The organism is Streptomyces sp. NPDC057486, from assembly GCF_042802415.1.
Taxonomy (GTDB): Bacteria; Actinomycetota; Actinomycetes; order Streptomycetales; family Streptomycetaceae; genus Streptomyces; species Streptomyces yanii.
This window is the reverse complement of the sequence record NZ_JBHVEE010000118.1, coordinates 13730-30501: the sequence shown is the minus strand read 5'-3', so window position 1 is coordinate 30501 and position 16772 is coordinate 13730. Positions and strand designations below refer to the sequence as shown.

14 protein-coding genes and 1 tRNA gene are annotated in these 16772 nt (G+C 70.9%); 6 read left to right on the top strand and 9 right to left on the bottom strand.

Annotation, left to right across the window (positions count from 1 at the left end; all coding sequences use genetic code 11):
• Positions 1-27: 27 nt before the first annotated feature.
• Positions 28-492 (bottom strand): GatB/YqeY domain-containing protein, encoded by a 465-nt coding sequence (locus ACFU6I_RS36915; protein ID WP_266984209.1) that lies wholly within the window; start codon positions 490-492, stop codon positions 28-30.
• A 79-nt stretch (positions 493-571) separates the two neighbouring features.
• Here ACFU6I_RS36915 and ACFU6I_RS36910 point away from each other — a divergent pair, with 79 nt between their 5' ends.
• The 3 genes from ACFU6I_RS36910 (at position 572) to ACFU6I_RS36900 (ending at position 4499) form a co-directional block, all read left to right on the top strand.
• Positions 572-1510 (top strand): metallophosphoesterase, encoded by a 939-nt coding sequence (locus ACFU6I_RS36910; protein ID WP_384375195.1) that lies wholly within the window; start codon positions 572-574, stop codon positions 1508-1510.
• A 98-nt stretch (positions 1511-1608) separates the two neighbouring features.
• Positions 1609-1682: transfer RNA gene (locus tag ACFU6I_RS36905), tRNA-Pro, on the top strand.
• Positions 1683-3692: 2010 nt separating this feature from the next.
• Complete coding sequence (locus tag ACFU6I_RS36900) at positions 3693-4499, top strand: SGNH/GDSL hydrolase family protein (RefSeq protein ID WP_384375192.1); 807 nt, start codon at positions 3693-3695, stop codon at positions 4497-4499.
• A gap of 89 nt (positions 4500-4588) precedes the next feature.
• Here the strand turns inward: ACFU6I_RS36900 and ACFU6I_RS36895 are convergent, their stop codons facing one another.
• A complete protein-coding gene (locus ACFU6I_RS36895) occupies positions 4589-6028 on the bottom strand; it encodes an MFS transporter (protein WP_384375190.1) in 1440 nt (479 codons plus the stop codon).
• Between the two features lie 55 nt (positions 6029-6083).
• Between ACFU6I_RS36895 and ACFU6I_RS36890 the strand changes: the two genes are divergently transcribed.
• Entirely contained in the window at positions 6084-6650 is a 567-nt protein-coding gene (locus ACFU6I_RS36890; protein WP_384375187.1) for a winged helix-turn-helix transcriptional regulator, read from the top strand.
• Here the strand turns inward: ACFU6I_RS36890 and ACFU6I_RS36885 are convergent.
• Positions 6644-7027: a nuclear transport factor 2 family protein gene (locus ACFU6I_RS36885; protein WP_345517399.1), complete on the bottom strand. Its 384-nt coding sequence runs from the start codon at positions 7025-7027 to the stop codon at positions 6644-6646. The genes ACFU6I_RS36890 and ACFU6I_RS36885 overlap by 7 nt on opposite strands.
• A 40-nt stretch (positions 7028-7067) precedes the next feature.
• Positions 7068-7904, bottom strand: a complete 837-nt coding sequence (locus ACFU6I_RS36880) for a class I SAM-dependent methyltransferase (RefSeq protein WP_384375184.1) — start codon at positions 7902-7904, stop codon at positions 7068-7070.
• Between the two features lie 70 nt (positions 7905-7974).
• Here ACFU6I_RS36880 and ACFU6I_RS36875 point away from each other — a divergent pair, with 70 nt between their 5' ends.
• A complete protein-coding gene (locus ACFU6I_RS36875; RefSeq protein ID WP_384375181.1) occupies positions 7975-9843 on the top strand; it encodes a S9 family peptidase in 1869 nt (622 codons plus the stop codon).
• 220 nt (positions 9844-10063) lie between these two features.
• Positions 10064-10873 (top strand): SURF1 family protein, encoded by an 810-nt coding sequence (locus ACFU6I_RS36870; RefSeq protein ID WP_384375178.1) that lies wholly within the window; start codon positions 10064-10066, stop codon positions 10871-10873.
• A gap of 81 nt (positions 10874-10954) precedes the next feature.
• Here the strand turns inward: ACFU6I_RS36870 and ACFU6I_RS36865 are convergent, their stop codons facing one another.
• The 5 genes from ACFU6I_RS36865 to ACFU6I_RS36845 form a co-directional block, all read right to left on the bottom strand.
• Positions 10955-12256, bottom strand: coding sequence for a hypothetical protein (locus ACFU6I_RS36865; RefSeq protein WP_384375175.1), 1302 nt, complete (start codon positions 12254-12256; stop codon positions 10955-10957).
• Complete coding sequence (locus ACFU6I_RS36860; protein WP_266984182.1) at positions 12253-12828, bottom strand: SigE family RNA polymerase sigma factor; 576 nt, start codon at positions 12826-12828, stop codon at positions 12253-12255. Before ACFU6I_RS36860 ends, ACFU6I_RS36865 begins: the two co-directional genes overlap by 4 nt.
• 357 nt (positions 12829-13185) lie before the next feature.
• Positions 13186-14250: an aspartate-semialdehyde dehydrogenase gene (locus tag ACFU6I_RS36855; RefSeq protein ID WP_384375172.1), complete on the bottom strand. Its 1065-nt coding sequence runs from the start codon at positions 14248-14250 to the stop codon at positions 13186-13188.
• Positions 14247-15518, bottom strand: coding sequence for an aspartate kinase (locus ACFU6I_RS36850; protein ID WP_345517394.1), 1272 nt, complete (start codon positions 15516-15518; stop codon positions 14247-14249). The genes ACFU6I_RS36855 and ACFU6I_RS36850 overlap by 4 nt, the downstream gene beginning before the upstream one ends.
• Before the next feature lie 532 nt (positions 15519-16050).
• Entirely contained in the window at positions 16051-16710 is a 660-nt protein-coding gene (locus ACFU6I_RS36845; RefSeq protein WP_266984178.1) for a DUF5063 domain-containing protein, read from the bottom strand.
• Positions 16711-16772: the final 62 nt, after the last annotated feature.

Genomic DNA, 16772 nt, shown 5'->3' with positions numbered 1-16772 from the left:
CCCCACCTCCTCGTATGTACGGTCCGCTCAGCCCGCGAGGAGCTTCTTCACGGCGGCGGCCACCCGGCCGCCGTCCGCGCGCCCCGCGACCTTCGGGTTCACGATCTTCATGACGGCGCCCATCGCCCGCGGCCCCTCGGCACCGGCGGCCTTCGCCTCGTCGACCGCCGACGCGACGATCGCACCCAGCTCGTCGTCACTGAGCTGCTTCGGCAGGTACGCGTCGAGCAGCTCGCCCTCCGCCTTCTCGCGCTCGGCCTGCTCCGTCCGACCGCCCTGGGCGAAGGCCTCGGCCGCCTCGCGGCGCTTCTTCGCCTCCTTGGCAATGACCTTCTGCACCTCGTCGTCGGAGAGCTCACGCGACGTCTTGCCGCTGACCTCCTCCTTGGTGATCGCGGTGAGGGTCAGCCGGAGCGTCGACGAGGTCAGCTCGTCGCGCGCCTTCATGGCCGTGGTGAGGTCTTCCTTGAGCTTGGACTTGAGCGTGGTCATGTACTGATTGTGGCAGGTGCCCGGTGGCCGGCGCCTGCCGGTTTCCCTGTCACCACATCGTGTCTGCGACGATGGGCACATGCGCGCACGCTACGGAGTACCCCTGAAAGTCACGGCAGTCGGCGCAGCGGTCGGCGCCGCCGGGCTCGCTTACGCGGCAGGTTTCGAAGCCCGCTCGTTCCGGCTCCGACGGGTCGCCGTCCCCGTACTCCCGCACGGAGCACGCCCGTTGCGCGTGCTGCAGGTCTCCGACATCCACATGGTGACCGGCCAGCGCAAGAAGCGCGGCTGGCTGCAGTCGCTGGCCGGCCTGCGCCCGGACTTCGTCGTCAACACCGGCGACAACCTCTCCGACCCGGAGGCCGTACCGGAGCTGCTGGACGCGCTCGGTCCGCTGATGGAGTTCCCGGGTGTGTACGTCTTCGGTTCCAACGACTACTACGGCCCCAAGCTCCGTAACCCGGCCCGCTACCTCCTCGAGAAGGCCCAGGGCAAGCACGGCCTCAACGGCAACGCCCCCGCGGTCGGCGTCGTCCACAACCCGTGGGAGCCGATGCGCGATGCGTTCGACGAGGCGGGCTGGCTGGACCTGAGCAACACCCGGGGCCGCCTCAAGCTCGACGGCCTGGAGCTCGCCTTCACCGGCCTCGACGACCCGCACATCAAGCGCGACAGGTACGCGGAGGTCTCGGGCGGCCCCGAGACGGGCGCCGATCTGTCCATCGGCGTGGTCCACGCCCCCTACCTGCGCACCCTCGACGCCTTCACTGCGGACGGTTACCCGCTGATACTGGCGGGGCACACCCATGGCGGCCAGCTGTGCATCCCCTTCTACGGGGCCCTGGTCACCAACTGCGACCTGGACACGGACCGGGTCAAGGGGCTCTCCAGCCACACGGTCGGCGACCGGCGCGCCTACCTCCACGTCTCCGCGGGCTGCGGTACCAACCGCTACACCCCGGTCCGCTTCGCCTGCCCGCCCGAGGCGACCCTGCTGACGCTGACGCCCCGCGACTGAAACCCGAGGGTGCCTCGCCCACCGGGGCAGAAACCGGATTTCGTCTCCGGCCGCCGGTGGGCTAAAGTAATCGATGTCGCCGGGAGACCGGCGGCGATCGGGGTGTAGCGCAGCTTGGCAGCGCGCTTCGTTCGGGACGAAGAGGTCGTGGGTTCAAATCCCGCCACCCCGACAGCTGAAATACCAGGTCAGGGGCCTGATCCACTTAGTGGATCAGGCCCCTGAGTGGTTTCCGGGGTTCCTTGGGATCCCGTCCGGGAGGAGACCTTGGCCGGCTTCTCCCGGCCTCCCCTGAGCAGCGACGCACCGCGGTGGCCGGACTCGCACGGTCGGACCGACCGGACAAGCGGCAACCCGGCCCCTCGCGACGCGCCGCACTCCCCCAGTCCCGGACGCCCGGAATGCGCGCTTCGTACTCACATGCGAATCTGAAAGTGGCCCCACGTCCGAGATCGGCTACAGGAGGCGTCATCGTGAGCAAGAAGCAGAGCCGACAGAATCGCGGTGCCCGCACAGGTGGCCACGAACGCAGCGCGCCCGCGGAGACCAAGGAACAGCCGCGGACGCATATTCCGGATGCGCCTGGGCCGGTGCGCGCGATATCGGAACAGGTTTCCCACCGGAAGCAGCGTAGGTTCGGGCACAACTGATCTTCGACCGCCGACCGTGACCAAAGCGCTGTGGTGGCACCCCACGCGGGGGGCCACCACAGAGTGCGTCTGCGCGTCGGCCTGCATCCGCGCGGCCCCAGGCGCCCTCCGCGGCGGCGCGCCGCAGGCGTGCCGCGGCCGGATCACGGAGTCGCGCGGTGTCGTGCGAGCAATCACCTGCCCCGTGCCATGGGCCACCCACCGACGAGGACCGTGTCCCCTGTGCCTGGGTGCACGGTTGGCGCGAACGCTCCGCAGCCGTCGGCATCGGTCGCCGGGTTCAGGGCGCCGGGCGCGAGCGGGACCGGACCCGCCGCTCCGCCCGGCCACCGGGCCCGATGCCGCGCGCCCCTTCGGTGATTTCGCAGCACCTCCCGCGCGCCGAGTGCGGACTCCCCGTCCGGCGCGTTCGCCCGGCCGGTTGCGACCGCGAAGCACATCGCGGTGAACAGACGGTCCGAGGCCGGTGGTGATCCGGCCGCCAGGATCCGTCGTACCGCCGCCTGCGCCCCGAGCGCCGGCATCGTCATCCCGGTCTCCGGGCAGCCCGCAACTGTGCGCCTTGTCGATACCGCAGACGCCGGGGCCCGTCGTGGCCATGGTCGGAGCGACCGGTCCGTCGTCCGAACCCAGCAGTTTTCTGCGCACGCGGCGCGGCTCCGTCAGGCGGGGCGCCGAGGTCCAGCCTGCCGCCGGTCGACCGGCCGCGTCCGGACGCCGCTCGCGGTTCGGCGCCGGTGAGCGCCCGACGAGCCGACGTCGGCACGGTCGGGCGCGGCCGGGCGTGTCCATGACGCGTGTCCGCGTCGAGCGGGTGTGATGATGTCCGCGCCCTGCGCCGACACGGCGCTCAGCGGCGTCGCGGCACGGACGCCCTGCAGGCGCACCCCGCCGCCGACCCTCCGCGGGCACTTTGGGGATGCCCGCCGCGCGACAGCTCGGAGTGGGGCTGACCGAATGCCGCCGGCCTGGCGCGCCGCGTGCTCCGGCCCGCCAGGCCAGGGCGAACGGCCCCTCCGCATCGATCACTTCGGCGCCCTCGGAGTCGGCCTGGGCATGTCCCCGTACCGTTGGGCGACTTGACCGGGAGCGGTGCTCTCCGGCCGATGCCGTGTCGTGGCCCTGGGCAGACCGGACTCCTGGTCGCGCCGTACGAGGACGGCGAGTTGGACCCTGCCGGGCGAACGGGCCGGGCACGTTCCCGTGTGTCGAGGCGCAGAGTCCGGACAACGTCTGCCGGGGCCTCGGGGGCACCTTGATGTCGCGACCCCGCCTTGAGCGAGACGCGTCGACTGCGCGGAAACTTCGTTCCCCCTCTCGCCGCATGCGCGACGTGGCCCTCCCGGTCAACCCATTCCTTCTCCCGGCGCCCCAAGGTGGACGGGCGGTTCAGCATGCCCGGACGAACGATCATTCGGGCATTTCAGACGAGTTCTGACGCAGCCATTACCGGCGGGTATCAACAGCTGCTAGAAACGTCCTCGCTCACTCAACCCCCCACCCACCCCCCACACTTCGGAGGGCTGACAGGTATGTCAGTACGGAGATTCTGGGCGTCCGCGTCCACTCTGGTCCTCGCCGCCGCGGCCGCGCTGGGCATGGCCCAGCCAGCCTCGGCAACCTCCTCGGCCGCCGCCGGCGGGTACGTCGCCCTCGGCGACTCCTACTCGGCCGGCGTCGGTTCGGGAAGCTATCTCTCCGACTCCGGCGACTGCCGCCGGAGCACCAAGGCCTACCCCTACCTCTGGGCGGCGGCGAATTCGCCGGCCTCGTTCGCCTTCGTCGCATGCTCGGGTGCCACGACCGGCTCCGTCGTCGGCAGCCAGCTGGGTGTACTGAGTTCGTCGACGACCCTGGTGAGCGTCACCGCGGGCGGAAACGACGTCGGTTTCGCCGACGTCATGCAGGACTGCGTCCTGTACAGCGAGTCCACCTGTGTGAGCAGCGTGAACGCGGCTGTGTCGCAGATGCAGAACTCGCTCCCGTCCGGCCTTGGTTCGCTGTACAGCGCCATCCGTTCCCGCGCCCCGCAGGCCCATGTGGTGGTGCTGGGATATCCGCGGTTCTACCGGCTGAACGGGACCTGCATCGCCGGGCTCACCGAGACCGAGCGCTCGGCGATCAACAATGCGTCCGACGTGCTGAACGGTGTCATCGCCAAGCAGGCGGCCAATGCCGGATTCACGTTCTCCGGCGTGGCCGACGAGTTCACCGGGCATGAGCTGTGCTCCGGCGACGCCTGGCTCAACAGCGTGACGCTGCCGGTCTACAACTCGTACCACCCCAAGGCCGCGGGGCAGTCGGGCGGATATCTGCCCGCCTTCCGCTCGGTCGCGTAATTCGCAACGGGTAACGCGTTCGCACGGTACGGAAAGGTGGCGGTCCGCCGGGAGGTCTCCGGTGGGCCGCCACACGTCTGCCGCCCCCCTCAGCCGCGGCTCGCAGTGCCCGGCCGGGGCAGGGCGAGGGCCGTCACTGCGGCGAGTACGGCGGTGGCGGCCGCTGCCCACCAGCCGTGCCGGAACGCGTCGAGTGCCGCGACCGGGGTCTCCGGGGTGGCGAGCAGAGTGACCATCAGGGCGACACCGAGGACCGAACCGGTCTGGCGCGCCATCGTGGTGACAGCCGAACCGGTCGCGAACCGGGTCGGCGGCAGGGCCGCCGCAGCCGCACCGACCAGAGTGGGCAGGGCGAGACCGACGCCGACGCCAGTGATCAGCATGCCGGGCACGAACCCCGTCGCGTAGTGCGGGACCGTGTCGAGCGCGACCGCCCACCAGCCGAGACCGACGGCGAACAGCAGACAGCCGAGCGCCGCCGTGCGGCCCGCGCCGAGGCGGCGGACCACCGGGCCGGAGGTGACGGCGAGCGCCGGAACGACCAACGGGCCGGGCGCGATGGCCAGTCCGGTACGGATCGCCGAGTACCCCCACACCTGCTGGCACCAGAGCACCGAGGTCAGCAGCATCGCCGCGAACGCGACGGTGAAGAGAAGCGCGGCAAGGGTGGCGGCCGCGAAGGCCGGGGTACGCAGCATCGGCAGCTCGACGATCGGGGCGCTGTGCCGGGCGGAGCGCAGCCAGAACGCCCCACCGAGCGCGACCGCGGCGACGAGCGAGCCGATCACCTCCGGCGAACCCCAGCCCCATGCATCGGCCTTGACCAGTCCGAGCGCGAGCGCACCGATGGCGAGCGTGAGCACGGCGGCGCCGACCAGGTCAGGGAAGCGGCCGTCGCGGTCCGGGCGGGCGTCGGGCAGCAGCCGGGCCCCGGCCACCAGTCCGACCGCACCGACCGGCACGTTGACGAGGAACACCCAGCGCCAGTCGGCCTCCACCAGCAGCCCACCGATGACGGGACCGAGACCGGCGGCGATCCCCCCGATCGCCGCCCAGCCGCGGATGGCCTGCGGTCGGCGCTCCGGCGGGGTGCTGACGAGCAGGAGCGCCAGCGAGGTCGGCATCAGCGCGGCGGCTCCGGCGGCCTGCAGGGCGCGGGCGGCGACCAGCCAGCCGACGCCCGGGGCGACGGCACAGAGCGCGGAGGCGACGGTGAAGACCGCCAGCCCGAGGAGGAAACCGCGCCGGTGCCCGTACCGGTCGGCCAGCCGGCCGGCGACGACGAGCAGGGCGGCGAAGACGATCGCGTACGCGTTGAGCACCCAGGACAGCGAGGCGAGGGAGCTGCCGTGGAAGGAGTCGCCGAGGGCGGGGACGGCGACGTTGACGATGAACAGGTCGAGGTTCACGACGAAGACACCGGCCGAAATGATCCAGGCGGTGGCGCGGGAGCGCGCGGCCGAGCCCTTCGCCGCGGGCGGCGCGGGGTCAGCCGCATCCGTTAGTGAGTTTGATTCTCCAACTGTCATGGCCGCAAGGTAGCGCCAGTGAGTTTGAGATGGCAACCTTGTAGGGGTGAGTGCAATGAACGGTTCCGTGAGCCGGATCGACGCAGGCGCCCTGCCCGGGCGGCCCTGTTCCGCCGCCGCCACGCTGCACGTGGTGGGCGAGAAGTGGGCCCTGCTCGCGGTGCGCGAGATCTTCTTCGGCAACCATCGGTTCGAGGCGATCGCCCGTAACACCGGGGCGCCGCGGGACCGCCTCGCGGCCCGGCTGCGCTCGCTGGAGCAGGCCGGGGTGGTCGAGCGACGCCCGTACAACGAACGGCCGCCGCGTTACGAGTACCACCTGACCGAGGCGGGCCGGGACCTCGCTCCGGTGATCCGGGCCCTGCTGGACTGGGGCGACCGCTGGGTGCTCGACGAGCCGCCCGTCGTCATGGTCCATGAGCCGGGCAGCGTCCCCCGGCCGGGCGGTACGGATACCCGTGCCGAGGGCGGGCACGGGCACGACCTCGACGCCGCGTGGGTCTGCCGCACCTGCGGCGAGGAGGTCGTCATGAACACCCTCACCGTGGACGTACGAGCCCCCGGCTGGGACCGGGCCGGCCCCACCCCCGTGGAGGCCGCCCCTGAAGCCGCGCCTCAGTAACGCTCGGCGAGGTGCTCCCGCCCTGCCGGAGGCTCGTACGGCTCCGGCCAGAAGTCCGTGATCTCCACGATCCGGCCCTGGTCGTCCCCCGTGAAGAAGTGGATGGCGTGCATCTCTTCCAGGCCTGCGGTGAACAGCGTCCGTACGGCCACCTGTTCACCTGTCCGGTCGGCCACGATCCGTTCAACACGGACATGCCAGTCCCCCGGGTACTCCCGGTTGAATCGGAGATACCGCTCCTTGCCGCGGATGCGCTCGCGGGTCTGCGGCAGGTCGTAGAGCACCTCCTCGGCGAGCGTCGTCGCGAAGGTGTCCCAGTCACGTGTCTCGGCCGCGGTCCAGTACGTCTCCACCGTGGCGCGCAGATCGGCAGTCATGGTCCGAGTCTGAACCCCACCACTGACAACCGGCCTTCGCTCAACCCGCGGCCGGCTTCGACGCCTTGATCGAGTACATGAGTGGAATGCGGGGCCGGTCGGACGGGAAGCGATGGAACCCGTCGGCGTGCCGCTGCAGTGCCGCGAACCGCTGGAAGAGCGAGGCGTCGTGCTCGTGCAGGAACTCGATCCGCAGTCCGGCGGCGGCCAGCGCCGACACCACCTCACCGACGGGGTGCTGCCACTCGACGCTCCGGTTGTGGACGGTCGGTGCGTCGAGGTCCGCGTACGTGCCCGGTGTCTCGTCGACCCATGCGTCGCGGCTGAAGTAGTCGTACGTGATCGTCGAGCCGGTCGCGTCGTCGAGGCAGTCGGTCAGCGGATGGAACTCCGCGAGATAGAGGAATCCGCCGGGCGCGACGAGCGCGGCGGCGATCTCGGCCCAGCGGCGTGTGTCCGGCAGCCAGTTCAGCGCACCGATGCCGGTGTAGACGATGTCGTACGAGGAATCGGGGACGGCCTCCGCCGCGTCATGCACATCGGCGGCGACGAACGCCGCCCGGTCCGGGGTGAACCCGAGCTCGCGGGCCAGACCACGGGCGGCCTCGACGGCCGGCTCGGAGAAGTCGAGCCCGACGACGTGCGCGGCGCCGTGCCGGGCCCAGGAAAGAGTGTCGAGCCCGATGTGGCACTGCAGGTGCAGCAGCGACTTTCCCGTGACGTCCCCGACCTCCGCGAGCTCGAACGCACGCAGCGCGTCCTTGCCCGCCCGGAAGGCGTCGAGGTCGTAGAAGTCGCTCGCCGTATGGATCGCCACGCGCTCGTCCCAGCGCGCGCGGTTGGCCTCGCGCCAGTCGTCCGGAGTCGGGGAGTACATGTCGGGGAGGTTATCCACAGGCTGAGGACGATGTGAACGGATTTTCCGGGCCCGACGCAGAATGGGGGGCATGACTGAGATCACTGGCTCGACGACCGACTCCGCCCCGACGCGGGCGGACGGCTCCGTTCCGGCACAGACGACCGATTCCGTTCCGGTGTGGGAGCAGCGCTTCCGGGCGCCCCGGGTGTCGCTGCCCGACTGGGCGGAGGACGCGCCGGACCGTGCGCTGTTCGTCTCCAACGCGACGGGGACGTACGAGCTGTACGCATGGGACCGGGCGAGCGGGGATCAGCGACAGGTCACCGACCGGCCCAACGGGACGACGGACGGGGTGCTGACCCCGGACGGCGAGGCGATCTGGTGGTTCGACGACACCGACGGGGACGAGTTCGGGGTGTGGATGCGCCAGCCGTTCCACGGCGGTGGTGGTGAGGGGACGGCGGACGTGCCGGCGGCTCCCGGTCTCGCCCCCTCCTACCCGGCGGGGCTCGCGATCGGACGGGACGGGACGGCGGTGATCGGCCGCTCCACCGACGAGGAAGGGACGACGATCCATGTCGTACGGCCGGGGTCCGCGCCCGTCGAGATCTACCGGCACCGCGAGTCGGCGGGCGTCGGGGACCTGTCGCACGACGGGACGTTGATCGCCCTGGAGCACACCGAGCACGGCGACGCGATGCACTCGGCGCTCCGCGTGGTGCGGCCGGACGGGACGACGGTCGCCGAGCTCGACGACACCAAGGGTGGTACGGAGGAGCTGGGACTGACGGTGCTGGGCTTCGCGCCGGTCGCCGGAGACACCCGGCTGCTGATCGGGCATCAGCGGCGAGGACGCTGGGAGCCGATGATCTGGGACCCGGTGGCAGGGACGGAGACGGACCTCGCGATCGATCTGCCCGGCGACGTGGGCGCCGAGTGGTATCCGGACGGCTCCGCGCTGCTGATCGCGCACGGATTCGAGGCCCGCAGCGACCTGTGGCGGTTCGAGCCGGGCACAGATGCCGCTCCGGTCCGGGTGGAGACGCCGGCCGGATCGGTGTCGGGTGCCACGGCCCGGCCGGACGGCACGGTGGAGTATCTGTGGTCGTCGGCCGCGCAGCCGCCGGTCGTGCGGTCCACGACCGGCGCGGTGGTGCTCGATCCGCCGGGTGCGAAGGCTCCGGAGTCCGTTCCGGTGGAGGACGTGTGGGTGGACGGTCCGGGCGGCCGGATCCACGCACTCGTGCAGCGGCCCGCCGGTCCGGCGCAGGGACCGTTCCCGACCGTCTTCGAGATCCACGGCGGCCCCACCTGGCACGACAGCGACGAGTTCGCGTCCGGGCCCGCCGCCTGGGTGGACCACGGCTACGCAGTGGTCCGGGTCAACTACCGCGGCTCCACGGGCTACGGGCGGGCGTGGACGGACGCGCTCAAGCACCGGGTCGGCCTGATCGAGCTGGAGGACATCGCGGCGGTACGGCAGTGGGCGGTGGAATCCGGGCTCGCGGACGCGGACAAGCTGGTGCTGGCCGGGGGCTCGTGGGGCGGCTATCTGACCCTGCTCGGCCTGGGTACGCAGCCGGACGACTGGGCGCTGGGCCTGGCGGCGGTCCCGGTCGGCGACTACGTCACCGCGTACCACGACGAGATGGAGGCCCTGAAGGCGATGGACCGCACGCTGTTGGGCGGCACGCCGGAGGAGGTGCCCGAGCGGTTCGAGGCCTCGTCCCCGCTGACGTACGTCGACGCCGTGAAGGCACCGGTCTACATCTCGGCGGGAGTCAACGACCCGCGCTGCCCGATCCGCCAGGTCGAGAACTATGTGGACCGTCTGAAGGACCGGGGCGCCCTGCACGAGGTGTACCGGTACGACGCGGGGCACGGCTCGCTCGTCGTCGAGGAGCGGATCAAGCAGGTGCGGCTGGAACTCGACTTCGCCCGACGGCACCTCGGGTAGTCGGCGGCCCGCGCCGTGGCCGGCGACGGCGTGGGCCCGCGTCAGTCCCTGGTGGCGCCCGGGCCGGGCGGGGCCCATGCCACGGTCCGGCGCCGCGTCCCGCGCCGGCCTCCGCCCCGCCCGGCGGCATCCCGGGTGACCGGCGTCCTGGCCCGGGCGGACGGGGGTGCTTGCGGCACCCCGGTCCGGGATGCCGGATCGGGGACCGTACCGTGGAGGGGTGTATCGGTTCCTGCTGACCCCGCGATGGTGGGGGATCAACCTCTTCGCCGTTCTGGCCATCCCGTTCTGCGTCTTCATGGGCACCTGGCAGCTGGGGCGCTTCGAGGACCGCGTGCAGACACACGAACAGGCCCAGGAGCAGCCCGCCCCGGGCAGCAGGGCCGCCGAACCGCTCGACGATCTCCTGCCGGTCGACAAGGTGACGTCCGGGCGCCCCGCCACCGCGACCGGCCGGTACGCGGACCAGTTCCTGGTGCCCGGCCGGAAACTGGACGACAAGAGCGGCTTCTACGTCCTGAACCTGCTGCGCACCGACGGCGGCAAGGCCCTTCCGGTGGTACGCGGCTGGCTGCCCGGCAAGGCCGGGCAGACCGCGGTCCCCGCCGCTCCGACCGGTGAAGTCACCGTGACCGGCGACCTCCAGGCGTCCGAGAACGCGGGGACTGCGGGCGTCGACCCGGCGGGCGGGCTCCCGGACGGCCAGCTCGGCATGATCAGCGCCGCATCGCTGGTCAACCTCGTCCCGTACGACGTGTACGACGCATGGGTGACGCTCCAGGACACCGACAGCAAGAGCACCGACGCCAAGGACAGCGGGGCCACTGCCCTGCGCCCCGTACCCGCCGTCGCGCCGCAGGGCAGTGGACTCGACCTGAAGGCGTTCCAGAACCTCGGCTACACCGGCGAGTGGTTCGTCTTCGCCGCCTTCGTGCTCTTCATGTGGTTCCGGCTGGTCCGACGCGAGGTGGAGGCCGCACGGGACGTGCGTCTCGGCCTCGCGGCCGATGCGGACGCGGACAACGCCTGAGGCGTGCTGACGTGACGGCACGTACGTGAAGGGGCCCGCCGGTGGAAACCAGCGGGCCCCTTCACGTACGTGCGGTCGTCGCTACGCCGACGGGGCGATTACGCCCGTCCGGTAGATCGTGCCCGCGCAGGCGTTGGGAATCCTCGCCGCCGCGACCGGCGCCCCGGGCTCCGGGGTGTGCGTCACGGCGACGCTGCCCTCCAGCGTTCCGCCGCCGTCCTGGCCACCGAACTGCGGCTCCGTCTGCGACGTCCCGTCGCTGGTGCCGCCGCCGGCACCCGCGGCGCCGTCGGTCGGCGTCGGGGTCGGCGAGCTGCCGGCGGTCGGGCAGGTGTCCTTCGGTACCCAGGCGAACTGGACCTCGTACGTCATGGACGGCTTCAGCAGCACCGCGCCCGCCTCCTGCGACGGGTCGGGCAGTCCGGCCGCCGGGTCGCCCGCGGTGTGCTGGACGACAACGATCCTGGCCGGGTCGGCCGCACCCGCCGTCTCGAAGCCCACGGTGCCGCTGCTGGTCACGGAGCAGTCCGTGCCGGAGGTGTTGGAGATACGGAACGTGCCGTACACCGTGCCGTCGGCACCGGCCGCGCCCGCCTGGGCGGAGGCGACGCCGAGCTGCCCCGGGTCGCAGACCGGCGTCGAGGCCGCCGCGGTGTCGGCAGGGTCGGCACCTCCGCCCGTCGCACTGCCGTCAGTGCCCGTGCCGCCGCTGCCCGAGGGGCTGCTGGTGCTGTCGGGGTGGCCGTTGGATCCGCTGTTGCGTCCGTCGGTGCTGCCGCCGTGGCTCTTCTCGTCGGCCTCCGGACCGGAAACGGCGCCGTTGCCTCCCTGGGCCTGCTCGCCGTGTCCGGCGATGGCCGGGTTGGCGGTGTCCGAGCTGGTGGAGCCAGCGACATGGACGAACGCGGGGACCGCGGTGCCGATGAGCAGCGCCGCGGCCGCCATGCCGACGATGCCCTGCCGCCGCCGGGCGCGCCGGGCGGGAACGGCACGCCGCAGGTGGTCGAGAGCGCCGTCGGTGGGTGTGAGGTTCTCGACGGCGCCGTGGAACATACGGCGCAGTGCGAGCTCGTCCAGTTCGGGGCCGGAGCCGCCGGCTGCGCCGGAACCGTCGTCGGAGTCCGCGCCGGAGAGCTCCGGCAGACCTCCGAGCCGGGTCGTTTCGGCGGGGTCGTCGCCCCCGCCCTGCGCCTCCTGAGCGCCTGCCGCGCCCGTCATGGATGCGGCAGCCTCCGTGGCGGCGTCCGCATCCGACCGCGGGTTCCGCGGCCCGTCCGGCTGCGCATTCGAGGTGTTCTCCGGCCCGTGGTTCACAATTCCGTTTCCAGTCCGGTCAATCCCACGCTCATGCGTGCGTCCCTGCCTGCGCTTGCGCCAGTTCATGCCTGGGCCTCCATCACGACGCGAAGCGCCGCGATACCGCGCGAGCCGTACGCCTTGACCGAACCCAGGGAGATGCCCAGCGTCTCGGCCACCTGGGCCTCGGTCATGTCCGCGAAGTAGCGCAGCACCAGTACCTCTCGCTGGCGCCGTTGCAGCCCCCGCATCGCTTTGATCAGCGCGTCCCGCTCCAGCTGGTCGTAGGCGCCCTCCTCGGCGCTCGCCATGTCGGGCATCGGCTTGGAGAGCAGCTTCAGCCCGAGGATGCGGCGGCGCAGTGCGGAGCGCGATAGGTTGACGACCGTCTGGCGCAGGTACGCGAGTGTCTTCTCCGGCTCGCGTACCCGGTTGCGCGCCGAGTGCACGCGGATGAACGCCTCCTGCACCACGTCCTCACATGACGCGGTGTCGTCCAGCAGCAGGGCCGCGAGGCCGAGCAGCGAACGGTAGTGGGCGCGGTAGGTCTCGGTGAGGTGGTCAACGGTGGTTCCTGCGGCCACGCTGTGCTCAGCGCCCTCGCGCTGCGACGGGAGCTGAGCGGGGCGCGCAGCGGGCATGGGCGCAATCACCGGCATACCGCCGGGTGCGCGGGGCCTCCGGAGCGGACGCACTGAAGCGCCCCGCAACGGGCCCACCACTGTGATATCGAGAACCTCTGCCACGCCAGTTGGACACGTTTCCCCCCGTCAGGGTTGTACGCGTACGGCACCGCGTTTGGCGCTGTGCGACATGCCCTCATACGTACCTGCTCTTCCCCGAATGCCACGCTTTGCGCCCCGCCGCGCAAGAAGTGACCGCATAGACGCACGCTGCCCGGCCACCGGTTCCAGCAGGCCGAAGATCATCGTCGGACACCCCGACGTCCCCGCTCAAGAGGTTCAGACCAGCGACTTGCTCACAGGTGGTCCACAGAGCGTACAGAAACGATCGGATCAGGTCCGGGGAAATTCTGCGGCCACCGCTTCGGCGATCTGCGCCACGTTCAGCGCAGCTCCCTTGCGGAGGTTGTCGCCGCAGACGAACAGCTCCAGGGCACGCGGATCGTCCAGCGACCGCCGCACCCGCCCCACCCAGGTCGGGTCGGTGCCCACGACGTCGGACGGCGTCGGGAAGTCGCCGGATCCCGGGCTGTCGAAGAGGACGACGCCCGGCGCGGTCGCCAGGATCTCGTGCGCCCGGTCGACCGCGACCTCGTTCTCGAAGCGGGCGTGCACGGACATGGAGTGTGTCGCGATCACGGGTACGTACACACAGGTTGCCGAGACCCGCAGGCTCGGGAGGTCCAGGATCTTGCGGCACTCGTCGCGGATCGCCAGTTCCTCGGACGACCAGCCGTCCCCGGCGTCGACCCCGGCCCACGGCACGACGTTGAGCGCCACCGGCGCGGCGAACGGCGAGTCCTCGACGTCCCCGAGAGCGCGGCGTACGTCCCCGGGCCTGGTGCCCAGTTCCGTGCCGGCGACCGTCGACAGCTGCTCACGCAGCGCCGCGACGCCGTCGCGGCCCGCGCCGCTCACTGCCTGGTACGAGGAGACGACGAGCTCCCGCAGCCCGAACTCGGCGTGCAGGGCGCCGACGGCGACGATCAGCGACAGCGTGGTGCAGTTGGGGCTCGCGACGATGCCGCGCGACCTGATCCGTACGGCATGGGGGTTGATCTCGGGCACGACCAGCGGCACGTCCGTGTCCAGCCGGTACGCCGCCGAGTCGTCGATGACGACGGCGCCCTTGGAGGCGGCGATCGGTGCCCACCGTGCGGACACGTCGTCCGGCACCAGGAAGAGGGCCACGTCCACGCCGTCGAACACGTCCTCGGTGAGTTCGAGGACTTCGGTCTCCTCGCCGCGCACGACCAGCTTGCGGCCGGCCGAGCGCGGCGAGGCGATCAGCGTCACATCGCCCCAGACGTCCGCGTGCTGCGAAAGGATCTGGAGCATGACACCGCCGATCGCCCCGGTCGCTCCGACGACCGCGAGCGAAGGGCGGCGAGGTGTCATCGGCCGGTGCCCCCGTAGACGACGGCCTCGTCGGAGTCGCTGTCGAGGCCGAAAGCGGTGTGCACGGCGCGCACCGCCTCGATGACGTCGTCGGCGCGGGTGACCACCGAGATGCGGATCTCGGACGTCGAGATCAGCTCGATGTTCACACCGGCGTCGGACAGCGCCTCGAAGAAGGCGGCGGTGACCCCGGGGTTCGTCTTCATACCCGCGCCGACCAGGGAGATCTTCGCGATCTGGTCGTCGTAGCGCAGCGACTCGAAGCCGATCGTGCCACGGTTGCGCTCCAGGGCGTCGATGGCCTTGCGACCCTCGGCCTTCGGCAGCGTGAACGAGATGTCGGTCAGACCGGTCGACGCGGCGGAGACGTTCTGCACCACCATGTCGATGTTGATTTCGGCGTTCGCGATGGTGCGGAAGATCGCGGCGGCCTCGCCCGGCTTGTCGGGCACGCCGACGACCGTGATCTTGGCTTCGGAGACGTCATGGGCGACTCCGGAGATGATCGCGTGCTCCACCTTCTGGTCCCCTTGCGGCTCGTTGCTGACCCAGGTGCCGCGCAGTCCGGAGAAGGACGAGCGGACGTGGATCGGGATGTTGTAGCGGCGTGCGTACTCCACGCACCGGTGCAGCAGCACCTTGGAGCCGGACGCGGCCAGCTCCAGCATGTCCTCGAAGGAGATCCAGTCGATCTTCCGGGCCTTCTTCACGACCCGCGGGTCGGCGGTGAAGACACCGTCCACATCGGTGTAGATCTCGCAGACCTCGGCGTCCAGCGCGGCCGCGAGTGCGACCGCGGTGGTGTCGGACCCGCCGCGGCCGAGGGTGGTGATGTTCTTGCCCTCCTGGCTCACCCCCTGGAACCCGGCGACGATGGCAATGTTGCCCTCGTCGATCGAGGTCCGGATACGGCCCGGCGTGACATCGATGATGCGCGCTTTGTTGTGGACCGAGTCGGTGATGACGCCGGCCTGGCTGCCCGTGAACGACTGGGCCTCGTGGCCCAGGTTTTTGATCGCCATCGCCAGCAGGGCCATGGAGATCCGCTCTCCGGCGGTCAGCAGCATGTCGAACTCCCGCCCGGCAGGCATCGGTGATACCTGCTCGGCGAGATCGATCAACTCGTCCGTCGTGTCGCCCATCGCCGACACCACGACAACCACCTGGTTGCCGTTCCTCTTGGCATCGACGACTCGCTTGGCGACACGCTTGATGCCTTCGGCATCGGCTACGGAGGAGCCTCCGTACTTCTGCACGACAAGGCCCACGTGCGCTCCTCGCTCAATCCATTACTGCGGTCGGCTCAGTTTAACGAGCAGTCCGGAATCGACCCGTCGATATCACATCGTGAGATGTCCCGCTCACCACGTGACCATCGGCGTGTCGCCCGGACTGCTCGTACGGGTCTGCTGCCCGGTGATCCCGGTACCACGCCCGCATGTGGCTCAGCCCACACCAACAGGTTCCACGATCTCCGGTTCCGTCCCCTCCAGCGTGAACCGGAACCGCCCGGACCGCCCCCCAGAGCCTCCTCCCCGTCGACGACCGTGGAGGCTTCAGCAGGGACCGGACAGGTGCGGGTGCCGACCGCTCCTCCGACAGCTGCCCGGAATCTCCGACCCGACCGGATCCGCACACCCTCCGACGCGACGCGTCGTGCGTCGCGTGCGATCGAATCCGATGCGGCACCCGACACCCGGAGATTCCCGGGGGATTCCCGTCGTAGTTCTTGATCGCGACTCGCGGTGCCGCACGCGGATGGGGGCGCCCAGGGACCACGGCCCGAACCCGGCCGGACGGCTACTTCACCGGGCGCAGTCCCAGCGGTCCGGCGATCTCCTCGGCCATGACCCGGCCCGCCTCCTCGGCCAGGTCGTCGTCGATGGTCTCCGAGTCCGTGTCCAGCCCGTCCAGTTCCTGGAGGGGCTGGTTCAGACGGATGTGGGCGACCAGGGACTGGAGGGCACGCAGGGTGGCGGAGGCGGTGGAGCCCCAGTTGGAGAAGTAGGAGAACTGCCACCACCACAGCGCCTCGGTGGTGCGGCCCTCCTCGTAGTGGGCCAGGCCGTGACGCAGGTCCGTGACCAGGTCGGCCAGGTCGTCGGAGATGCGGGCCGGGACCGGGGCCTTGCGGGGCTCGTAGGGGTCGAAGACCTCGGAGTAGACGTCGATCGGTTCGAGAAGGGCCGCGAACCGGTCGCGCAGGCCGTCGGCGTCCGGTTCGGCACCCAGGTCCGGCTCGTAGCGCTCGTCCGGGAGAACGTCCTCGTACGCGCCGAGCCGGCCGCCCGCGAGGAGCAGCTGGGAGACCTGGAGAAGCAGGGTCGGGACAGCCTGCTCCGGCTCGTCGACCTTGGAAACCTCGGCGACCGCGACGATGAACGTCTTGATCTGGTCCGCGATCTGGACGGCGAAGTCGTCCGGGTCCTGCGTGACGGAATTCAGCGTGGCGTCAGACATCGAGGGGACCTCCCGTGGGCACGGTCGCGAACGGTGAGTAGAACATAGCGCCGCTGAACGTA